The sequence below is a fragment of the Vibrio sp. PSi01 genome, from assembly GCF_054960695.1.
Genome location: NZ_JBHNYN010000008.1, coordinates 103,260 through 121,906, shown reverse-complemented (window position 1 = coordinate 121,906; position 18,647 = coordinate 103,260). Strand labels below are relative to the sequence as shown.

The following is an 18,647-nucleotide window of genomic DNA, read 5'->3' as shown; positions in this document are numbered from 1 at the left end:
GTGTTCATTAATACTGAACGACACCTTTCCACCAGCAGCGTAAAACTAGGAACCTGATGGCTAATATTTCAATCAAACAACTCAAAGTGTTTGTCACCATTACCCAACATTCGACGCTTACCGCCGCATCGGAAGCACTGTTTTTGTCTAAGGCTGCTGTCAGCATGGCGCTGGGCGAAATGGAGAAACAATTGGGCCACTCTCTATTTGACCGGGTCAACAACCGATTAATTCTCAATCAAGAAGGACAAAAGCTACTTCCTTTGGCTGACGAGATTCTTCATAGAGCCGCAGGTATCGATGTTTTGTTCCGAGATGACCAACCATTAAGTGGCAATTTAAAGGTTGGCGCGAGTGACACGATTGGTAATCAGGTTGCACCGTTTATTCTGTCTGGCTTTCGCGAACTAACTCAGCATCAAGATCAGAGCTTGTTCATTTCAAACAGTGCGCTGATCTGCCAAAAGTTGGTGGATTATGAACTGGATATCGCGTTAATTGAAGGAAAAACACTCCATCCGGAGTTGATCTCTAGCCAGTTCAGTAGCGATGAAATGTGCATTATCGTTAGTAATCAACACCCTCTCCTTTCTCAAGACAAAGTTGCATTGCAAGATTTAGAAGGCAGCCACTGGATACTGAGAGAGTCAGGTTCAGGAACTCGCGAGTTTTTCCTGCGTGCTGTCGCACCTCGTATTGAGCATTGGTATGAGTCCTTTGAACTCAACACCACCGAGGCCATCATCAATTCGGTTTCTGCAGGGCTTGGGCTCGCCTGTTTATCACGGTTAGCCGCACAACGAGCGATTGATTCCGGCCGAGTAAAAGCACTCGATGTCCCGCTCGACATGAAACGCCGATTCTGGATGCTGGTGCACAAAGACAAATATCAAAGCCCGTTACTGAAATCTTTCATGGGTTATTGTGAAGACTGGGCTACACATCAAGATTGAGGCCGCATAGTTAGGTCATCAACTGGACTTTTTGCATCAGAAACTGTATAAAAAGCCAGTAAAATTTATCAAACTTAGAGGATTAACCATGGCTGTTATCGTCAAGTACGTGGTCGAACGCAACGGAGAAGAGAAAATGACTTTTACCTCTAAAGCCGAAGCTGACGCATACGACAAAATGCTGGATATGGCTGATGAGCTTTTTGAACTGTTAAGCAAAAGCGATTTAGTTGAAGATGAAGGCAAGCAAGAAGAACTTGCAATGTACCTAGCGAAGAATAAAGAAGAAGTTCTTTACGCACTAGGTGCTAAGCGCAAACCAGCTCCGAAAAAAGAAAAGAAACTTGAAGCTGTTGAAGACGCAGAAGAAGATGCAGCATAACTAGCTGATACCTTTCTAAAAAACGTCAATAATGCCTCTAATAAGAGTCCGTTGTTGGCGTTTTTTTATACTTATTGAAATATAATGAAGCTTGTTTATAGTCGAAATCGCTCTAAACATTCGCTTGCACAAAAGTGTGATAAAGATCTAATCTATAGTCATCAGGTGATGGGGTTCCACCTAAGCTTTTGCTTCAACCGCCCGTTCTTTTCGAACAGTGCTAATGACTCCTACAGAATCGAAAACAGGTAATACTGTTGGATGTATCGCTATTCCTCCATTTTGAAATGGACTTAGTCTATTAAGACCGAGCTTCATGACACCTTTGGATTACCGATACTCAAGATCTGTAGTGAATTAGCCGCACCTCTTCCAACACGTCCTGTTTTCTCAACGCCCTAGGTCTTAAATGGCTCTATCAGTGAGAAAACATTATGCACTACTCTTCAGAAATTCAATCAATGTGCCCTATTCAAAGGGGTGATCTTCACACTTCAGCGCCAATTCCAGTTGAAGGCGCTATGGTTAGTCCAAAAGACGTTATCGCTATTTCTGGCTTAAGCCATGGCGTTGGCACTTGTGCACCACAACAAGGTGCTGCCAAACTAACGCTAAACGTAAAAAACGGCATCATCGAAGAAGCGCTAATCGAAACGATTGGTTGTTCAGGCATGACTCAATCAGCCGCGATGGCAGCCGAAATCCTCACAGGAAGAACCATTCTTGAAGCCCTGAATACTGACTTAGTGTGTGACGCTATTAACGTAGCGATGCGCGAAATCTTTCTGCAATTCGTTTACGGTCGAACTCAATCAGCATTCTCTGAAGGCGGCCTAGAAATTGGCGCGGCATTAGAAGACCTAGGTCAAACACAACGTAGTCAAGTAGGTACCAGCTATTCAACCTCAGCGAAAGGCGTTCGTTACCTAGAGCTTGCAGAGGGTTACGTGACCAAGCTTGCACTTGATGACCATAGCGAAGTAATTGGCTACGAATATCTCAACCTCGGCAAAATGATGAAGGCGATTAATCAAGGTATGTCAGCCAATGAAGCAGCAGACCTGGCTATGGGAACCTACGGTCGCTTCGATGAAGCTGTAACCACCATTAATCCACGCCAACAATAATTTTTGCCAATTTAGAGGAAAGATATGATGAACACTCAATTTAATGAATCAGTAACTCGCGTATTGGCAGAAATGAACTTCGATTCTTTAGAGCAAGCGAACCAATACTGTAAAGCCCACAACGTTGATCCAAAAGCCATGGTGATGGACACCCAACCTATTGCTTTTGAAAGCGCTGCCGATGCTTATATCCTTGGTTCAGCACTCGCTCTATTCCGCAAAGCAAGCAACGCTGAACAAGCTGCGAATATCATTGGTGAAGGCCTTCAAGCATTCACCAAACCTGGCAGTGTTGCTGAGCAACGCCAAGTGGGGATCGGCCACGGTGCGCTAGCTGCGCGTCTTCTAAATGAAGAAAGCCACTGTTTTGCTTTCCTTGCGGGCCATGAATCTTTTGCTGCTGCAGAAGGTGCGATTAAAATTGCACTCAACGTCAACAAATCACGTCACACCCCATTAAAGGTAATACTCAATGGTCTAGGTAAAGATGCGGCTTACTTAATTTCTCGCATCAATGGTTTTACCTACGTGCGCACTCAATACGATTACCAAACGGGTGAGCTTGTTGAAACAGAACGTCGCCGCTTCTCACAAGGCCCTCGCGGAGAGATCTTGTGTTACGGCGCTGATGATGTACGTGAAGGCGTGGCAATCATGCACAGAGAAGAAGTAGATGTGAGTATTACAGGTAACTCAACTAACCCAACGCGCTTCCAACACCCTGTTGCAGGTATCTACAAAGCAGAGCGTACTCGCCAAGGTTTACCTTACTTCTCAGTTGCTTCAGGCGGCGGTACAGGTCGAACATTACACCCAGATAACGTGGCAGCAGGCCCTGCGTCTTACGGCATGACAGATACCATGGGCAGAATGCACGCTGACGCTCAGTTCGCTGGTAGCTCTTCTGTTCCGGCTCACGTGGCAATGATGGGCTTCATCGGTATGGGTAACAACCCAATGGTAGGCGCGACAGTCGCTCTCGCGGTTGCTGTTAGTGAAGCTCAAAACGCCTAACGACTGAACTTAGTAAATCTAATTAGAGGCTCCATAAGAAATCCGTTAATTGATAAACCGACAATAACGCGCAAATGAACCTCGACATCTATCACTAAATCTAAACAGCCAGTTTGAAGCTGGCTGTTTTTTATCCATATTTGCTCTACTATCTATTCCTAATCGTTATTTATCTATAAGATTAAATGCACCTATCGCTAGGTATTTAACCTTATATTTTTAAAGGAATAATATGAAAGAGTTGATCATTCATACCATCACCGTATTCATGGGCTTTTTTGCCATCATGAATCCCATCGCCAATACCCCAATATTTTTGGGTTTAACGGCTGATAGCAATAGAGAGATGGTTAAGTCGATCGCTTTCCGCTCAGTGTTCATCGCCTTTATCATCGTGAGTACCTTTGCTATTTCCGGCAAGCTCATCTTTGACCTGTTTGGTATCACGCTTTACGCACTGCGCATAACCGGCGGTATTCTTGTATTTCTGATTGGTTTTCACATGCTACAAGGTGACTCGACGCATGCCAAAGCAAAAGAGAAGGTCAATTCAGACGCGCAGCAAGATGCAGCATTGAGTATCGCGGTATCACCTTTAGCCATGCCAATACTAGCGGGTCCCGGCACCATTGCAACTGCGATGAACTTTGCCAGCACAGAGGGGATTTACGAGACCATCATTACCATTGTTGCGTTTGGCCTCCTATGTACCCTAACCTACATACTGTTTGTATTCGGGGAGCGCTTTGTTAAAGCTGTCGGACCAAGTGCGTTGAACGTAATTACTCGAATGATGGGTTTGATACTTGCAGTTATTGGTATGCAGATGTTGATTGAAGGGATAGAACAGGCTTACAAGGCGCTGTTTATCTAGTTAATACCTCAAAATTCCAATACAAAAATAGCCAGCAATTTGCTGGCTATTTTTTAAGGCTTGTTTGTGAATTAGTTCGCTGGGCAGCCTTTCACTTCTAAACCATTACTCATATAGATTAGATCACCATCTGCTGGTGCGTACTGCGCGGCAGTGACATTAGGGTTATTAACAAAGAACTCGCGCAACACAGCGGCATCCGTTAACTGCGTCGACTCAACATCAATTATTGGGTAGTCATCACCGCCAGCGGCACTAAAGCTGATCACGGAGAACGTGTAGGTGTCCGCTAAATCAAAGCCTTTGCCATTGATATCTCGAATGGTCACATCACTCAAATCACAGTCGACGGTTAAGCTAATATTGTCGAGCTGGGCATAAGCGCCAGATCCTGCAGTCATCGTCGCAACAACGTCTAAATATGCTTTAACCTCAGCCCCTGTCATCGTTGCTTTGGTCACGAAGTTTCCGAAAGGTTGAACCGTCAGCACATCACGATAAGCAATATCACCCGCCGCAATTGAGTCACGAACACCACCAGAGTTCATCACACCAAAATCAGCATTAACTAACTTATAAGTGCGATAAGCTTCCCCTAACAAATGACCAAGGTTAGTTTGCTCAGATCGAACCACATTACGGTCACCTTCAAGCTTCGCATCGGTTTTAGAGATAATGACATCTAACAACTCTTGTCCCTGCTGCTGATACGCGGAAAGAGTAGCAATTACTGTTGAATTAGGTTCAATTTCAGATTGGATAAATTGGTAATCACCATTTTCATCCTTCTCTTTTAAGTTCACGGGTATCAGGTCGTACTTCGCTAAATGCAGCTTTCCATCGTAAAACTCAAAATCAGCTCTACCTACATATTTACCCCATTCGTGAGCTTGCATGATGTAGGTACCATTTTGCTGATCCGGCTTACAGTCATCTCCCGGATTGAAATCAGCATATTCATTACCTTCCATACAAACAGGATTTTGAGAGTGCCCGCCAATAATGGCATCTAACTGACCTTCTTCTAGAGAGCGAGCAAGCAACACATCGCCAGGCGCTTCACTACCATGCTGACCATCTGCGTAGTGCCCCATATGAGTCGTAGCAAAAATCAAATCAACCGTTTCATTGGCCTCAATTTCTTTTATGGCTTTTTTGATTTCGACTTGCGGGTCGGCAAAGTGAATCGTCGCGACGTTGTCAGGGTTAACTAATTTCGCCGTATCTTTAGTTGTCAGGCCAATAACCGCAACCTTTAAGCCATTGATAGTGAATACTTTATATGGAGAGAAAAGGCGTTCATCAGTAACTGTGTCTCCATCTTTGATATAAATATTAGCCGCTAGCATCGGGAAGTCGGCCAATTCCGCCTGCATATCTAACACATCCAAGCTATTGTCGAACTCGTGATTACCTAACGCCATCGCGTCGTAACCAAGAAGATTCATACCTACAAAATCTGGTACCGCATCCTGCATATCAGACTCTGGCACACCAGTATTAATGTCGCCACCGGACAATAGTATCGTCTCACCACCATTTTGAGTAACTTCTGCACGAATACTATCAATCAGCGTCTTACGAGCCGCCATCCCATACTCACCCTTACTGTTCTCCCAAAAACGACCGTGATTATCGTTAGTATGTAACACAGTAAACTTGGTACAAGAAGCAGCTGTGTCACACGTTACCGTGATGTCGTCACTATCCGAGCCACAACCAACCATCGCTATGCCGATAGAGAGCACCAGTAAAGACTTAGTAAAATTCATAGAAGATCCTTTATTAATCGTTTTAATGTCGTTATGGCAGGCAATATACTGACATCTTGCAGGGTTTTAGTGATCGTTCTCTTAATTACACTTCTGGAAAATTGAGTATTTACCCTAACTGTAGGCACAAGCGATTAATCAACAGAAGTCGAATAATTCTGATAATAAACATGAATTTATAAAGAAAGTGTGACTCACTCTATTGATACTGCTAACAAGAGGATGGGCTAAAGATAAGTGTCAGGTGTGGAAATGAAATGACACAGCGCTACTTAAGCAAGCACGCCCCTGTTTAAGAGCGAGCTATAATATCCGGATAATGAAAACTATCGCTAAAAAGACAAGCAATATCATTTTACAGACTTTATCCCGATACGCCCTTTCATAACGAGGGCGCTCTCTTTATGATGAACGCAATTAAATTAACTTTGCTAACGGCAGCGCTTCTTATTCGAGCTTCTGTTATTGAATAGCAAAATCAAGACTCAACACATGGAGATTCAACATGGCTTACTTTTCACTAGCCTTCGGTACGGCAACCACAAATCGCGACAATAAAATTATTGAAGCGTTCTTCCCTAATCCACTTCTAAATCCAAGCGACGCTCTTGTGGCCGCAGTGGCTGAAGTATCAGGTTACTCTGAAGGCAACCAAGCTATCGAAATCTCTGCTGCACAAAGCGCAGAACTAGCGAAAGCATTCGCAGCAAACGACGATGCAGCAAACGCATCTTTCGCAGAAAAAGCTGCAGCGTCTGAACAGCCACTTGTTCTTGTTATTCTTGCTACTGACGAGAAGCCTGCATCTGTTGCTGAAGGCTTCCTAAAGCTACAACTTATCTCTAACCGCTTAGTACAACCGCACGGTACGGTACTAGACGGTATCTTCGGTTTACTGCACAACATCGCATGGACAAACGAAGGCCCTATCGACCTTCCTGAACTAGCGGAGCGTCAAATTGAAGCTCGTCTAGCTGGTCGTGCTCTGACTGTAGATTGCGTAGACAAATTCCCTAAAATGGTGGATTACGTGGTACCAACAGGTATTCGTATCGCTGATACTTCTCGTGTTCGTCTTGGCGCACACGTAGGTGAAGGCACAACAGTAATGCACGAAGGTTTCATCAACTTCAATGCAGGTACAACTGGTGTGAGCATGGTTGAAGGTCGTATCTCTGCTGGTGTTGTTGTGGGTAACGGTTCTGATATCGGCGGCGGCGCTTCTATCATGGGTACTCTGTCAGGTGGCGGTACTATGGTTATCTCTATCGGCGAAAACTGTCTACTAGGTGCAAATGCAGGTCTTGGCTTCCCAATGGGCGACCGTTGTACGGTTGAATCGGGTCTTTACGTGACTGCGGGAACTAAAGTTCGCATGCTAGATAAAGAAGGCAACGAAGTAGAAATCATTAAAGCTCGTGACCTTGCTGGCGTTTCTGATCTGCTGTTCCGTCGCAACTCGATCACAGGTCAAATTGAGTGCCTAGCGAACAAGTCTGCTGTTGAACTAAACAGCGAGCTACACAGCAACAACTAATCTAAACGTTAGACGCTAAATTACTAGATACTAAAAACTACAAAGCCGCTGGGGGTTTAATCCAGCGGCTTTTCTTTTATAAGAATAAACAAACTAGATTATGCTTTTTCGGCTGCCAGCTGCTCAAGAGCCTGAATAGAAGTTTCTGAAACCAATGTTCCATCCATGTAGTAACTGACCTTGTCGCCATCACGAACACCCATCAGTACAGCTTTTTGGCCATCATTATAGGTAATGTCCATACGTATCGTATTTTCATCGATTTGTTGCATTTCGCCTTGCTCGATATGACGATTGTTGAAACTAAGTGGGGCTTCTTTCAGCGAATCATCTAGGCTGTCGTTCACATCAATCATGGTGTCGACTTTGCTATCAAAGATGTGAGGCGCGCCAGTGAGTGGGTTTTTGCCTACCCAGAATTCGATCGAGTTGAATACGATGTAATCGGCTGCGAATGTTAAAGCGTAAACTGGAGCAAGCAAGAAGTTGACCCCGGCACGAGCGTAACGGTTGTCTACAACCTCAACGTTAAACTTCATTAGTTTCCCAGTAACCGCATTACTACCAACACACCCAGCTAACGACATGACAATCGCTGCTACTGCAACGGCTTTTGTAATTGTTGTTTTCATAGTTCCCTCTTATGCCACAATGATTGATTCAGTTTTTTGCATAGCCAAACAGCAGTCTTCCTGTTCACGTACAGAAATTCAGAGCCTAACAAATTGATTCCATAACATTTAGCGTAGTGGAGTTTTTTAGAACAGCAAACTGCAAACGTTAATTGTTTCGCTCTGGTTCCTAAAGAGTTGCCAACAAAAAAGCGCAGACCTTTCGGTCTGCGCTTTTATTGGCTTTTCAAATGATTCAGTTTAGTGAACCAGATTAACCCACATTCTTACGTGCGTTTTGGAACATACGCATCCAAGCGCCATTCTCGCCCCAACCTTCTGGAGACCAAGAGTTAGCAACCGTACGGAATACACGCTCTGGGTGAGGCATCATAATAGTTACGCGGCCATCGGTAGTCGTTAAACCTGTGATAGCGTTTGGCGAACCATTCGGGTTGTTCGGGTATTGCTGCGTTTGGTTACCGTTGTTATCAACGTAGCGTAGAGCAACCGTACCTGAGTTTTCAATCGCGTTTAGGTGGTCGTTGTCACGCACTTCTACGCGGCCTTCACCGTGAGAAACAGCGATTGGCATACGAGAACCTTCCATGCCGTTGAAGAATACAGAATCAGACTTCTGAACTTCAACTAGGCTGAAACGAGCTTCAAAACGTTCTGATTCGTTACGAACGAAACGTGGCCAGTACTCAGCACCCGGAATAAGTTCACGTAGGTTAGACAACATCTGACAACCGTTACACACACCTAGAGAGAAGGTATCTTCACGTTTGAAGAAGTTTTCAAATTGATCACGAGTCGAGTCGTTAAATAGAACCGACTTAGCCCAACCTTCACCAGCGCCTAGTACGTCACCGTAAGAGAAGCCACCACAAGCTACAAGGCCGTTGTACTCTTCTAATACCGCTTGACCCGTTAGGATGTCGCTCATGTGAATATCCGTCGCTTCGAAGCCTGCACGGTCGAATGCTGCTGCCATTTCAACGTGAGAGTTAACCCCCTGCTCACGTAGAATCGCCATCTTAGGCTTAGCGCCCGTGTTAATGAATGGCGCTGCAATATCTTCGTTTACGTCAAAGCTTAGTTTCACGTTCAGACCTGGATCTGAGTTGTCTTTCTTCGCTTCGTGCTCTTGGTCTGCACAGATTGGGTTATCACGTAGACCTTGCATCTTGTGCGTGGTTTCAGCCCAGATAGTACGTAATTCAGTGCGGTTACGTTCAATCACTACAGACTCGCCAGACTTAATCACTAGCTCATCAGAGGCTTCAACAGAGCCGATTACGTGTGAACACGCTTCTAGGCCATTTGTTGCAAGAGTTGAAAGTACTGTGTCTAGGTCGTCGTTACGAACTTGGATTACCGCACCCAGTTCTTCGTTGAATAGTGCTGCTAGAGCATCTTCGCCTAGCGCTGCAATATCAGCATTAACACCACAGTGACCTGCGAACGCCATTTCAGCTAGCGTTACGAATAGACCGCCATCGCCTTTATCGTGGTAAGCGACAACTTGGTCGTTCGCTACAAGTGCTTGAACGCCTTCGTAGAAGCCTTTTAGCTGTGCCGCGTTGTCTACGTCTGCTGGCTTATCACCAAGCTGCTTGTAAACCTGAGCAAGTGCTGTTGCACCCATGCGGTTTTTGCCGTTACCTAAATCGATAAGAACTAGGCTTGTATTACCTTTGTCTGTACGTAATTGAGGAGTAATCGTTTTACGAACATCTTCAACACGTGCAAACGCAGTGATAACAAGAGATAGCGGAGACGTGACTTCTTTCTGCTCGCCGTTCTCTTCCCACTTAGTCTTCATCGACATTGAGTCTTTACCCACAGGGATAGTTAGACCCAGTGCCGGACATAGCTCTTCACCCACGGCTTTAACCGCTTCATAAAGGCCTGCATCTTCACCAGGGTGACCTGCTGGAGACATCCAGTTAGCCGACAGTTTAATGTGTTTGATATCGCCGATGTTGGTCGCTGCAATGTTAGTGATTGCTTCACCAACCGCTAGACGAGCTGACGCGCCGAAATCAAGTAGTGCAACTGGCGTACGCTCACCAAGAGACATCGCCTCACCGTGGTAAGAGTCGTAACTTGCTGCCGTTACCGCACAGTTAGCAACTGGAACCTGCCATGGGCCAACCATTTGGTCACGAGCTACAAGACCCGTTACCGAGCGGTCACCGATAGTGATTAGGAATGTTTTCTCTGCCACTGTTGGTAGGCGAAGAATACGGTCAACCGCTTCGTTTAGTTCGATACCAGAACGGTCAATCGCAGGATTGTTTGCTTTTAGCGTCTTCGCGTCACGGTGCATCTTAGGTGTTTTACCTAATAGGATGTCCATAGGCATGTCGATTGGCGTGTTGTCGAAGTGTGAATCTTCTAGTTTCAGATCACGCTCTTCTGTTGCCTTACCAACCACTGCATATGGTGCGCGTTCACGTTTACAAATCGCGTCGAACGTTGCCATGTCTTTATCAGCAACCGCCATAACGTAACGCTCTTGAGATTCGTTACACCAGATCTCAAGTGGGCTCATGCCCGGCTCATCGTTTGGTACGTCACGTAGATTAAAGATACCGCCACGCTCGCCGTCGTCGACTAGCTCAGGAAGAGCATTCGAGATACCGCCCGCGCCCACATCGTGGATGAATGCGATTGGGTTCGCATCACCAAGCTGCCAACAACGGTCGATAACTTCCTGACAACGACGTTCCATCTCTGGGTTTTCACGTTGTACAGAAGCGAAATCTAGGTCTTCAGAAGATGAACCCGAATCCATTGAAGATGCAGCACCGCCACCAAGGCCGATGTTCATTGCTGGACCACCAAGAACGATTAGGCTTGCACCTACTGGGATCTCTTTCTTCTGAACATGATCATCACGAATGTTGCCTAGACCACCAGCAAGCATGATTGGTTTATGGTACCCACGCACTTCTTCGCCGGCGTGAGAATTTACTTTCTCTTCGTATGTACGGAAGTAACCTAATAGGTTTGGACGACCAAATTCGTTGTTGAATGCTGCGCCACCAAGAGGACCTTCAAGCATGATATCCAAAGCAGTAACGATACGGCTCGGCTTACCAAAGTCAGTTTCCCAAGGTTGAACGAAGTTCGGGATCTTAAGGTTAGATACAGAGAAAGCAACAAGGCCAGCTTTTGGCTTACCACCAATACCGGTTGCGCCTTCATCACGGATTTCGCCGCCTGAACCTGTTGATGCGCCCGGCCATGGAGAGATTGCCGTTGGGTGGTTATGCGTTTCAACTTTCATCAAGATGTGTGTTTTTTCTTGGTGGTAGTTGTATTGGCGAGTTTCTGGATCTGGGAAGAAACGACCCACTTCAGAACCGGTCATTACTGCTGCGTTATCTTTATAAGCAGACAGAACGTGTTCTGGTGTCGTTTCAAAGGTGTTCTTAATCATCTTGAACAATGATTTTTCTTGCTTAACGCCATCGATAGTCCAATCAGCGTTAAAGATCTTGTGACGACAGTGCTCTGAGTTCGCTTGTGCAAACATCATTAGCTCGATGTCAGTCGGGTTACGACCTAGCTTTTCAGTAAAGCTTTCAAGAAGGTAATCAATCTCATCTTCTGCAAGTGCTAGACCTAGGATAACGTTTGCTTCTTCAAGCGCTTTACGCCCACCAGTTAATAGGTCAACTTCCGCATATGGAGCAGGCTCAGCAACTGTAAATAGTGCAGCCGCTGATTCGAAGTCAGTGAAAACCACTTCCATCATACGGTCGTGCAGGATTGCTTTCAGCTCAACAAGTTGAAGCTCAGAAAGTTCAGAAGAGGTTTCAATGTAGAAAGCAGTACCGCGCTCTAGACGTGACACTTTAGCCAGTCCGCAGTTATGTGCGATATCTGTTGATTTTGAAGACCAAGGCGAGATAGTGCCTGGGCGTGGCGTTGCAAGCAGCAATAAACCTTCAGGCTCATGCTCTTCAATCGTTGGACCGTAAGTCAGTAGCTTTTCTAGCTTCTCAACTTCAGACTCGTCTAGGTCTGCCGTTAGATCAGCAAAGTGGGCAAACTCAGCGTAAATACCTGTTACAGGTAAGCTTAATTCACGACAAAGCTCTAAAAGCTTGTTAACACGAAACTCAGATAGAGCTGGGGAGCCACGCAAAATTCTCATGTGCTTAGGTCTCTTATGCAGTTGATTAAGGTAGTATTGGAATAAATTCAGTGGGTTATAGGAACAACCTAACTGTTTTCTTCGAAGCTATTCCCGAAGGTTGCCAAACCTATGCCGATCCCACCTCTTCAATGCGAGCGCATTATAAAGCATTTCTTTTTGTGACGTAACACCAAAAGCAACCGTTTGCGTTATTTTTTTTATCTTTCTGCTCAAATGGAACTTTTGCTGCATTTATCAGCACTTTTACAACTGTTTAATTAAAGCAGCTTTGCCAGTCTTGCGGGGTTTGGTATAAAGGAGCTTCTACTTTTTGAGATTTCATTTTGATGCCTAAATTTACGCTCATCTTTTCGTCTAAATTCCTTCTGATCGCTATCGCTCTGTTTGGGTTAGCGGGATGCCAGATTGAATCTGAACCTAAAAGTGTTCTTGAGCAGATACGAGACCGTGGCGTTCTTCGTGTCGGCACCTTGAATAACCAACTCTCTTATTACATCGGTCCAGATGGCCCAGCAGGCTTGGATTACGAATTAGCTCGTGAGTTTGCGCAAGAGCTTGGTGTAAAGCTTGAGGTTAAACCCGCTTACCGTTTATCCGGCCTATTCCCAGCGTTACAGAAAGGCGAAATCGATCTTATCGCAACTGGGTTAACGCAAAATAGTAACCTGACACGCGCTTATCGCGCTGCGCCAGCTTATTATTATGTAAGCCAACAAGTCGTGTACAAAAAAGGCCAGTGGCGACCAAGAAACCTTGAGCAACTGATCAAGTTTGAAAATGAACGTCAGGCTGAGTTTGAAAAAGCACAAACTGAATCAGAAGAGGCGTCATCAAGCGAAACACTGACCCCCTCTTTAGTTGTAGTAAAAGACTCACACTTCGAGCCAACACTAAAACAGCTACAGAACACACATGATGACTTTACCTACGATGCGGTCGGTAATGCGGACGTCAACGACCTACTAAAAGAAGTCTCGACAGGAGAGCGACTGTTTACCGTTGCAGATTCAATTGAGCTTTCATTGGCGCAACGTTTGTATCCAGAGGTCGCTCTCGCTTTTGAGCTAACAGAAGACCAACCTATCTCTTGGTACTTACAGAAATCTGAAGACGAAAGCCTGTATGCTTTACTGATTGAATTCTTCGGCAACCTAAAACAATCTGGTGAGCTCGCATCACTCGAAGAGAAGTATATAGGTCACATTGGTACCTTTGATTACGTTGATACTCGCGCCTTTATCCGTGCACTGGATAGCAAACTGCCAAAATGGTCGCCACTCTTTCAGGAATACTCTCAAGAGTTTGACTGGCGCTTGATTGCCGCTTTGGCATACCAAGAGTCACACTGGAATCCTGTTGCTCGCTCACCAACCGGTGTACGTGGCATGATGATGCTGACGCTACCCACAGCGAAAAGCGTTGGCGTGACTAACCGTCTTGACCCTAAACAGTCGGTACAAGGTGGTGTTGAATACTTGCGTCGTATCGTTAACCGAGTTCCAGACTCAATCACCCAACACGAAAAAATCTGGTTTGCCCTAGCCTCATATAACGTCGGTTACGGACATATGATGGATGCTCGTCGCTTAACCAAAGCGCAAGGTGGCGATCCTGACGCTTGGGGTGATGTAAAAGATAGGTTACCTCTGCTAAGACAAAAGAAATATTACAGCCAAACTCGGTACGGGTATGCACGTGGTGATGAAGCTAAGAACTACGTAGAGAACATTCGCCGTTATTACCAAAGCATTATTGGTCATGTAAATAAGCGAAATAAAGAACAAGAGGCTAACCTTGAAGATTTGGTGGTGATCCCACCTCTAGAAATCTCAGGTGCAGAATCGACTATCAGCGCAGCTCAGCCGACAGTCAGCAGTTCAGAATCCTTGCAGTAAAATCCAAAAGAGCAATGCCAATTAGCATTGCTCTTTTTTATTGTCTGCAAGATAAGAAGCAAAATAGCAGAATCTCTGACTGAGTAACTAAGTAACTAGCAACTAAGCAACTAAGCAACTAAGCAACTGGGGATTCTCACCATAAAACTGTGTTGTGAAATTAGGAATGTCATATTGCAGTAACAATCGAACCTTATAACGGCACACCACAATCAAGATTATGCTCTGTTGAACTTCGATGCTGGCTTTAGACTAGAACTGCTCTTCTAAGTAAGCCAAGCGTACGACAGGCCAAATAAACGAATAACACTATAATTAAATCGTTAGTCCAAATTAAAAAGTCAGACGACAAATAGGAAGTCATTGAAATGATGAAGAACAAGCTGAAATCGAAACGCCTTGATAAGACTGTTGCTGCAAACCGTCGTAAGCGTATGCTTTCAAATAATAAGAAAAAGATCATTTGGCGCAACCGTGCTTTCATGCAGATGATTGCTGAGTAAATGCCATGATGACCAAGTAAGTTTGCTTAGGCACTTAGGCACTCCTAAAAGATAGAGTGCCTATTTAGATGGGCCTTATTTCTGTCTCGATTCTTCCTCTGAGCGCTCTTGCTTTCTTTTCTCTTTGATCTCTTTTCTACGACGCTTGAAAAACGCCTGCAATTGCTCACGACACTCAGCTTCTAGCAAGCCATGTTCAACGTCGGCATAGTGGTATGAGGCTTGGCTTTCAAACAAATTAAGTACTGTACCTGCAGCTCCCGCCTTTAAGTCTGGCGCTCCAAAGACAATTCGTTTTACGCGGCTGTGTAACAAAGCACCTGCGCACATAGGGCATGGTTCTAAAGTGACGTATAACGTAGTATCAAGTAAGCGATAATTTTCCAAAGCTTGGCCCGCTTTACGTAAGGTTTCGATTTCAGCATGTGCTGTCGCATCGTGGCTGCCAATCGAACGGTTCCACCCTTCAGCGATAATCTCTCCATCTTTAACCAGTATCGCACCAACGGGAACCTCTCCCTCTTTCTCAGCTTGCTTCGCTACCTCGATGGCGCGTCGCATGAAGATTTCATCTTGAGGGCTAAATTGATGATCTGACAAAGGGAACTCCAAAAAGGTAAAGCAAAAAATAGGTATGCCGTGAAGCATACCTAATCTTAGTAATAATGAACAATAGCGAGACAACGAACAATAGCGAGATTAAAGATATTAACGGCAGGCCTGTTCATTGAGTCACTAACGACTAGCGTCGCTAAAGTCGTTGGTTATCGGAGTCGCTTTGACGCTGACAATTCGATTGTTTTCAACCGAGGTAATTTCAAACTGCCATTGCTGATATTCGACAACCTCGCCAACCTCAGGTAAGCGACCAATTAACCAAGAGATTAAGCCGTTCAACGTCTGGAAACCTTCTTTCTCAACTTCTAGCTCTGATAGCTCTAAGCGATTCTTTAGTTCACTGAGCGGGATCAATCCATCCACCAGTAAACCGTCTTCGACTTCCTCAGTCCACAGGTCTTGAGGGTTATTAGACAGCTCACCGGCGATCGCTTCAAGAATGTCATAGTGCGTCACAAGGCCTTGCACATCGCCATATTCATCAACAATAAAGACCATCTCAGCACCTGAACCTTTAAAGTAGCTCAGTAAGCGCAACGCCTTCATCGACTCTGGAACATAGATTGGGGATTTAGAGAGCCCCATAATAACTTGAATACTTAAATTGCCCGCCTGATTCAGCAAAGCTTTGGCTGACACCGTACCGACGACTTGATTAAGGTGGTCTTGGCAAAGTGGAAATACGCTGTGCTTTGATAAACGCAGCTTCTTCAGCAACTGCTCAACAGGTTGGTCAATATCCAGAAAATCGACGTCTCGCCGTGGGGTCATCAACGAGCTCACAAGACGATCATCAAGCTGCAAGATATTACGAATCATCTCTTGCTCGCCACGTTCTATCACACCAGATTCAGAGCCTTCTTTCACTAGGGCATGAATGTCATCTTCAGTGACACTATCTTCTTCACCACCACGTCCCATTAATTTGAGAATACCTTCGGTTGAAGCAGACAACGCAAACACAAATGGTGTCGCGATTTTAGATAACCAGAAGATAGGCAATGCGACTAACACGGCGATGTTTTCAGCTTGGGATTGAGCAAAACGCTTTGGCACCAACTCACCCACAACAATCGCGAAATAAGTAATACCAACAACGACGATCGCAGTAGACAGGATATTTGCTTGTGCAGGGTCGAATTCCCAGAGTTCAAGTTGAACGGCCAGTGGCGCAGATAGGGTCGCCTCACCCACAATACCGCTGAGTAGGCCTATCACTGTAATACCAATCTGAATGGTTGAAAGGAAACGAGTAGGATTTTCTTTGAGCTCGAGAGCAACCTGAGCGGAGCGATGTTTTTCGGCTAAGCGTTTCAACCGACTATTCTTTGCTGCTACCAGTGCAATCTCTGACATAGCAAACAGACCATTTAAAACAATTAACCCCACTAAAAGCAGAATCTTCATGTGGCTTGGATTTCCTAATTTTACCGGCCAACAATTAGCCGTAATCCGGAGTATAAGCTGAGTGCCTTGATTTTGAATATAAAAAGTTGTGGATATAAAAAGTCTTAGATATAAAAAAATAGACAAAAATAGCGAAAAAAAAAGCCCGCACATTTTGGTGCAGGCTTCGATGATTTTATCTTACTAACTTTTTGCTTTTCTTACTTAGCTTACATTGTGTAAGTGTAAGGAGCTTGGATACCTAGTGGGATACCAAGAGCCCAGTAAGCTAGCAAGAAGATTGACCAACCGATTAGCATAGCAATCGAGAATGGCATCATTAGAGAAGCTAGAGTACCGATACCTGTCGACTTAACGTAACGTTGACAGTAAACAACAACCAGTGGGAAGAACACCATCAATGGAGAGATGATGTTAGACACTGAATCACCAACACGGTAAGCCGCTTGAGATAGCTCTGGAGAGATACCCACAACCATTAGCATAGGAACTAAGATAGGACCAATAAGAGCCCACTTAGCTGAAGCTGAACCCACAAGAAGGTTAACTGCAGCCGTTAGTAGAATCATACCAACAACCGTTGCTTCACCTGGAAGGTCCATCGCTTTCAAGCCTTCTGCACCATAAAGTGCCAGCATAGTACCGATGTTTGATTGAGCGAATGCAGATAGGAACTGAGCACAGAAGAACGACATTACAATGTACGCGCCCATCGTTGCCATTGTCTCAGACATTGCTTTGATAACATCATTACTATTCTTGAAAGTACCCGCTACACGGCCGTAGACGATACCTGGAATAATAAACAGGATGAAGATCAGAGGAACAATAGACTTCATTACTGGCGCTGAGAACGCTGTTAGTTCACCTTCAGGCGAACGAAGTGCTGAGTTTTCAGGAACCAAAGCTGCGATAAGTAGACCAATACCCGCAACCATTGCCCAACCAGCAAATTTGAATGCTTTAGATTCAATCGCTGTGAATGTACCTAGGTCAGGTGCCTGTTCTGCATCTTCATCAACAGGTGTGTTAGCAAGACGAGGCTCAATAACCTTCTCTGTTACGTACCAACCTATACCAACGATTAGAACTGAAGATAGGCCAGTAAAGAAGATGTTCGCTAGAGGGTTAACCACGTATACAGGGTCAAGAACGTTTGCCGCGGTTTGAGTGAAACCTGCTAGTAGCGGATCAATACCTGAAGGAATGAAATTCGCTGAGAAACCACCTGATACACCAGCAAACGCTGCTGCAATACCCGCTAGAGGGTGACGACCCGCTGCGTGGAAGATGATGCCGCCAAGAGGAATGACTAGAACGTAACCTGCATCTGCTGCTGTGTGAGACACGATAGCAACCAAGATTAGCATTGGCGTTAATAGCTTAGCTGGCGTGAAATTAAGCATCTTCTTAAGGCCAGTCGTAATGAAGCCTGAAGAGTCAGCAACGCCAACACCTAGCATAGCAACAAGTACGATGCCTAGAGGTGCGAAACCTGTGAACGTGGTAACCATATTCGCGAGGAAGCTAGCAAGCGCTTCACCAGTGAGTAGGTTGTTAACTTCTAGAGCAGCACCCGTTTGAGGGTTGATTAGATCGAATGAAAGATTCGACAAAAGTGCAGATGCTACCCATACAATAACTAGAGCCCAGAAGAACAGAATTGCTGGATCTGGAATTTTGTTGCCGGCGCGTTCAATGAAGTTTAGAAAGCGGTCCATTCCACTGATCTTCTCAGTCGATGGTGCTTTTTTTACGGCTTGGTTACTCATGGTAACTC

At 45.1% G+C, this 18,647-nt stretch carries 14 protein-coding genes and 1 riboswitch; of the genes, 8 read left to right on the top strand and 6 right to left on the bottom strand.

The features are described 5' to 3' along the window. The first annotated feature begins 56 nt into the window (after nucleotides 1-56). The 5 genes from ACFI6G_RS13230 (at nucleotide 57) to ACFI6G_RS13210 (ending at nucleotide 4,350) form a co-directional block, all read left to right on the top strand. Complete coding sequence (locus ACFI6G_RS13230; protein WP_017110226.1) at nucleotides 57-953, top strand: LysR family transcriptional regulator; 897 nt, start codon at nucleotides 57-59, stop codon at nucleotides 951-953. Between the two features lie 88 nt (nucleotides 954-1,041). Beyond that, entirely contained in the window at nucleotides 1,042-1,335 is a 294-nt protein-coding gene (locus ACFI6G_RS13225; protein WP_004735185.1) for a YebG family protein, read from the top strand. A gap of 155 nt (nucleotides 1,336-1,490) precedes the next feature. Beyond that, nucleotides 1,491-1,575: riboswitch (Fluoride riboswitch) on the top strand. A 194-nt stretch (nucleotides 1,576-1,769) separates the two neighbouring features. Further along, nucleotides 1,770-2,462 (top strand): iron-sulfur cluster assembly scaffold protein, encoded by a 693-nt coding sequence (locus ACFI6G_RS13220; protein WP_065206889.1) that lies wholly within the window; start codon nucleotides 1,770-1,772, stop codon nucleotides 2,460-2,462. Between the two features lie 24 nt (nucleotides 2,463-2,486). Then, nucleotides 2,487-3,476: a GGGtGRT protein gene (locus ACFI6G_RS13215; RefSeq protein ID WP_016797245.1), complete on the top strand. Its 990-nt coding sequence runs from the start codon at nucleotides 2,487-2,489 to the stop codon at nucleotides 3,474-3,476. Nucleotides 3,477-3,708: 232 nt separating this feature from the next. Further along, a complete protein-coding gene (locus ACFI6G_RS13210) occupies nucleotides 3,709-4,350 on the top strand; it encodes a MarC family protein (RefSeq protein ID WP_010438967.1) in 642 nt (213 codons plus the stop codon). A 71-nt stretch (nucleotides 4,351-4,421) separates the two neighbouring features. On the opposite strand, the gene ushA is transcribed toward ACFI6G_RS13210, so the two are convergent. Then, nucleotides 4,422-6,122, bottom strand: a complete 1,701-nt coding sequence (ushA, locus tag ACFI6G_RS13205; RefSeq protein ID WP_299072076.1) for a bifunctional UDP-sugar hydrolase/5'-nucleotidase UshA — start codon at nucleotides 6,120-6,122, stop codon at nucleotides 4,422-4,424. A 505-nt stretch (nucleotides 6,123-6,627) separates the two neighbouring features. Here ushA and dapD point away from each other — a divergent pair. Next, nucleotides 6,628-7,659, top strand: coding sequence for a 2,3,4,5-tetrahydropyridine-2,6-dicarboxylate N-succinyltransferase (gene dapD / locus ACFI6G_RS13200; RefSeq protein ID WP_010438963.1), 1,032 nt, complete (start codon nucleotides 6,628-6,630; stop codon nucleotides 7,657-7,659). A gap of 98 nt (nucleotides 7,660-7,757) precedes the next feature. On the opposite strand, the gene ACFI6G_RS13195 is transcribed toward dapD, so the two are convergent. Then, the gene (locus ACFI6G_RS13195; protein WP_462710298.1) at nucleotides 7,758-8,291 is read right to left on the bottom strand and encodes a DUF3332 domain-containing protein; all 534 of its coding nucleotides are present in this window, start codon (nucleotides 8,289-8,291) and stop codon (nucleotides 7,758-7,760) included. 253 nt (nucleotides 8,292-8,544) lie between these two features. Continuing rightward, on the bottom strand, nucleotides 8,545-12,441 hold the full coding sequence (purL, locus tag ACFI6G_RS13190; RefSeq protein WP_462710297.1) for a phosphoribosylformylglycinamidine synthase: 3,897 nt from the start codon (nucleotides 12,439-12,441) through the stop codon (nucleotides 8,545-8,547). Between the two features lie 329 nt (nucleotides 12,442-12,770). Here purL and mltF point away from each other — a divergent pair, with 329 nt between their 5' ends. Together mltF and ACFI6G_RS13180 are read left to right on the top strand one after the other, a co-directional pair. Beyond that, nucleotides 12,771-14,339 carry a membrane-bound lytic murein transglycosylase MltF gene (gene mltF / locus ACFI6G_RS13185; protein ID WP_010438955.1) on the top strand — a complete coding sequence of 523 codons (1,569 nt, stop codon included), beginning with the start codon at nucleotides 12,771-12,773 and terminating at the stop codon, nucleotides 14,337-14,339. Nucleotides 14,340-14,707: 368 nt separating this feature from the next. Continuing rightward, the gene (locus ACFI6G_RS13180; protein ID WP_010438952.1) at nucleotides 14,708-14,842 is read left to right on the top strand and encodes a hypothetical protein; all 135 of its coding nucleotides are present in this window, start codon (nucleotides 14,708-14,710) and stop codon (nucleotides 14,840-14,842) included. A gap of 75 nt (nucleotides 14,843-14,917) precedes the next feature. On the opposite strand, the gene tadA is transcribed toward ACFI6G_RS13180, so the two are convergent. The 3 genes from tadA to ACFI6G_RS13165 form a co-directional block, all read right to left on the bottom strand. Beyond that, complete coding sequence (tadA, locus tag ACFI6G_RS13175; RefSeq protein ID WP_462710296.1) at nucleotides 14,918-15,490, bottom strand: tRNA adenosine(34) deaminase TadA; 573 nt, start codon at nucleotides 15,488-15,490, stop codon at nucleotides 14,918-14,920. Nucleotides 15,491-15,577: 87 nt separating this feature from the next. Next, a complete protein-coding gene (locus ACFI6G_RS13170; protein WP_010438948.1) occupies nucleotides 15,578-16,867 on the bottom strand; it encodes a hemolysin family protein in 1,290 nt (429 codons plus the stop codon). Between the two features lie 209 nt (nucleotides 16,868-17,076). Continuing rightward, nucleotides 17,077-18,639 carry an AbgT family transporter gene (locus ACFI6G_RS13165; protein WP_462710295.1) on the bottom strand — a complete coding sequence of 521 codons (1,563 nt, stop codon included), beginning with the start codon at nucleotides 18,637-18,639 and terminating at the stop codon, nucleotides 17,077-17,079. Between the last annotated feature and the right edge of the window lie 8 nt (nucleotides 18,640-18,647).

What these genes read in the sequence shown, in the direction of transcription:
- ACFI6G_RS13230 (WP_017110226.1), top strand. Translation starts at nt 57, where the DNA reads ATGGCTAATATTTCAATCAAACAACTCAAAGTGTTTGTCACCATTACC.
- ACFI6G_RS13225 (WP_004735185.1), top strand. Translation starts at nt 1,042, where the DNA reads ATGGCTGTTATCGTCAAGTACGTGGTCGAACGCAACGGAGAAGAGAAA.
- ACFI6G_RS13220 (WP_065206889.1), top strand. Translation starts at nt 1,770, where the DNA reads ATGCACTACTCTTCAGAAATTCAATCAATGTGCCCTATTCAAAGGGGT.
- ACFI6G_RS13215 (WP_016797245.1), top strand. Translation starts at nt 2,487, where the DNA reads ATGATGAACACTCAATTTAATGAATCAGTAACTCGCGTATTGGCAGAA.
- ACFI6G_RS13210 (WP_010438967.1), top strand. Translation starts at nt 3,709, where the DNA reads ATGAAAGAGTTGATCATTCATACCATCACCGTATTCATGGGCTTTTTT.
- ushA (WP_299072076.1), bottom strand. Translation starts at nt 6,122, where the DNA reads ATGAATTTTACTAAGTCTTTACTGGTGCTCTCTATCGGCATAGCGATG.
- dapD (WP_010438963.1), top strand. Translation starts at nt 6,628, where the DNA reads ATGGCTTACTTTTCACTAGCCTTCGGTACGGCAACCACAAATCGCGAC.
- ACFI6G_RS13195 (WP_462710298.1), bottom strand. Translation starts at nt 8,291, where the DNA reads ATGAAAACAACAATTACAAAAGCCGTTGCAGTAGCAGCGATTGTCATG.
- purL (WP_462710297.1), bottom strand. Translation starts at nt 12,441, where the DNA reads ATGAGAATTTTGCGTGGCTCCCCAGCTCTATCTGAGTTTCGTGTTAAC.
- mltF (WP_010438955.1), top strand. Translation starts at nt 12,771, where the DNA reads ATGCCTAAATTTACGCTCATCTTTTCGTCTAAATTCCTTCTGATCGCT.
- ACFI6G_RS13180 (WP_010438952.1), top strand. Translation starts at nt 14,708, where the DNA reads ATGATGAAGAACAAGCTGAAATCGAAACGCCTTGATAAGACTGTTGCT.
- tadA (WP_462710296.1), bottom strand. Translation starts at nt 15,490, where the DNA reads ATGCTTCACGGCATACCTATTTTTTGCTTTACCTTTTTGGAGTTCCCT.
- ACFI6G_RS13170 (WP_010438948.1), bottom strand. Translation starts at nt 16,867, where the DNA reads ATGAAGATTCTGCTTTTAGTGGGGTTAATTGTTTTAAATGGTCTGTTT.
- ACFI6G_RS13165 (WP_462710295.1), bottom strand. Translation starts at nt 18,639, where the DNA reads ATGAGTAACCAAGCCGTAAAAAAAGCACCATCGACTGAGAAGATCAGT.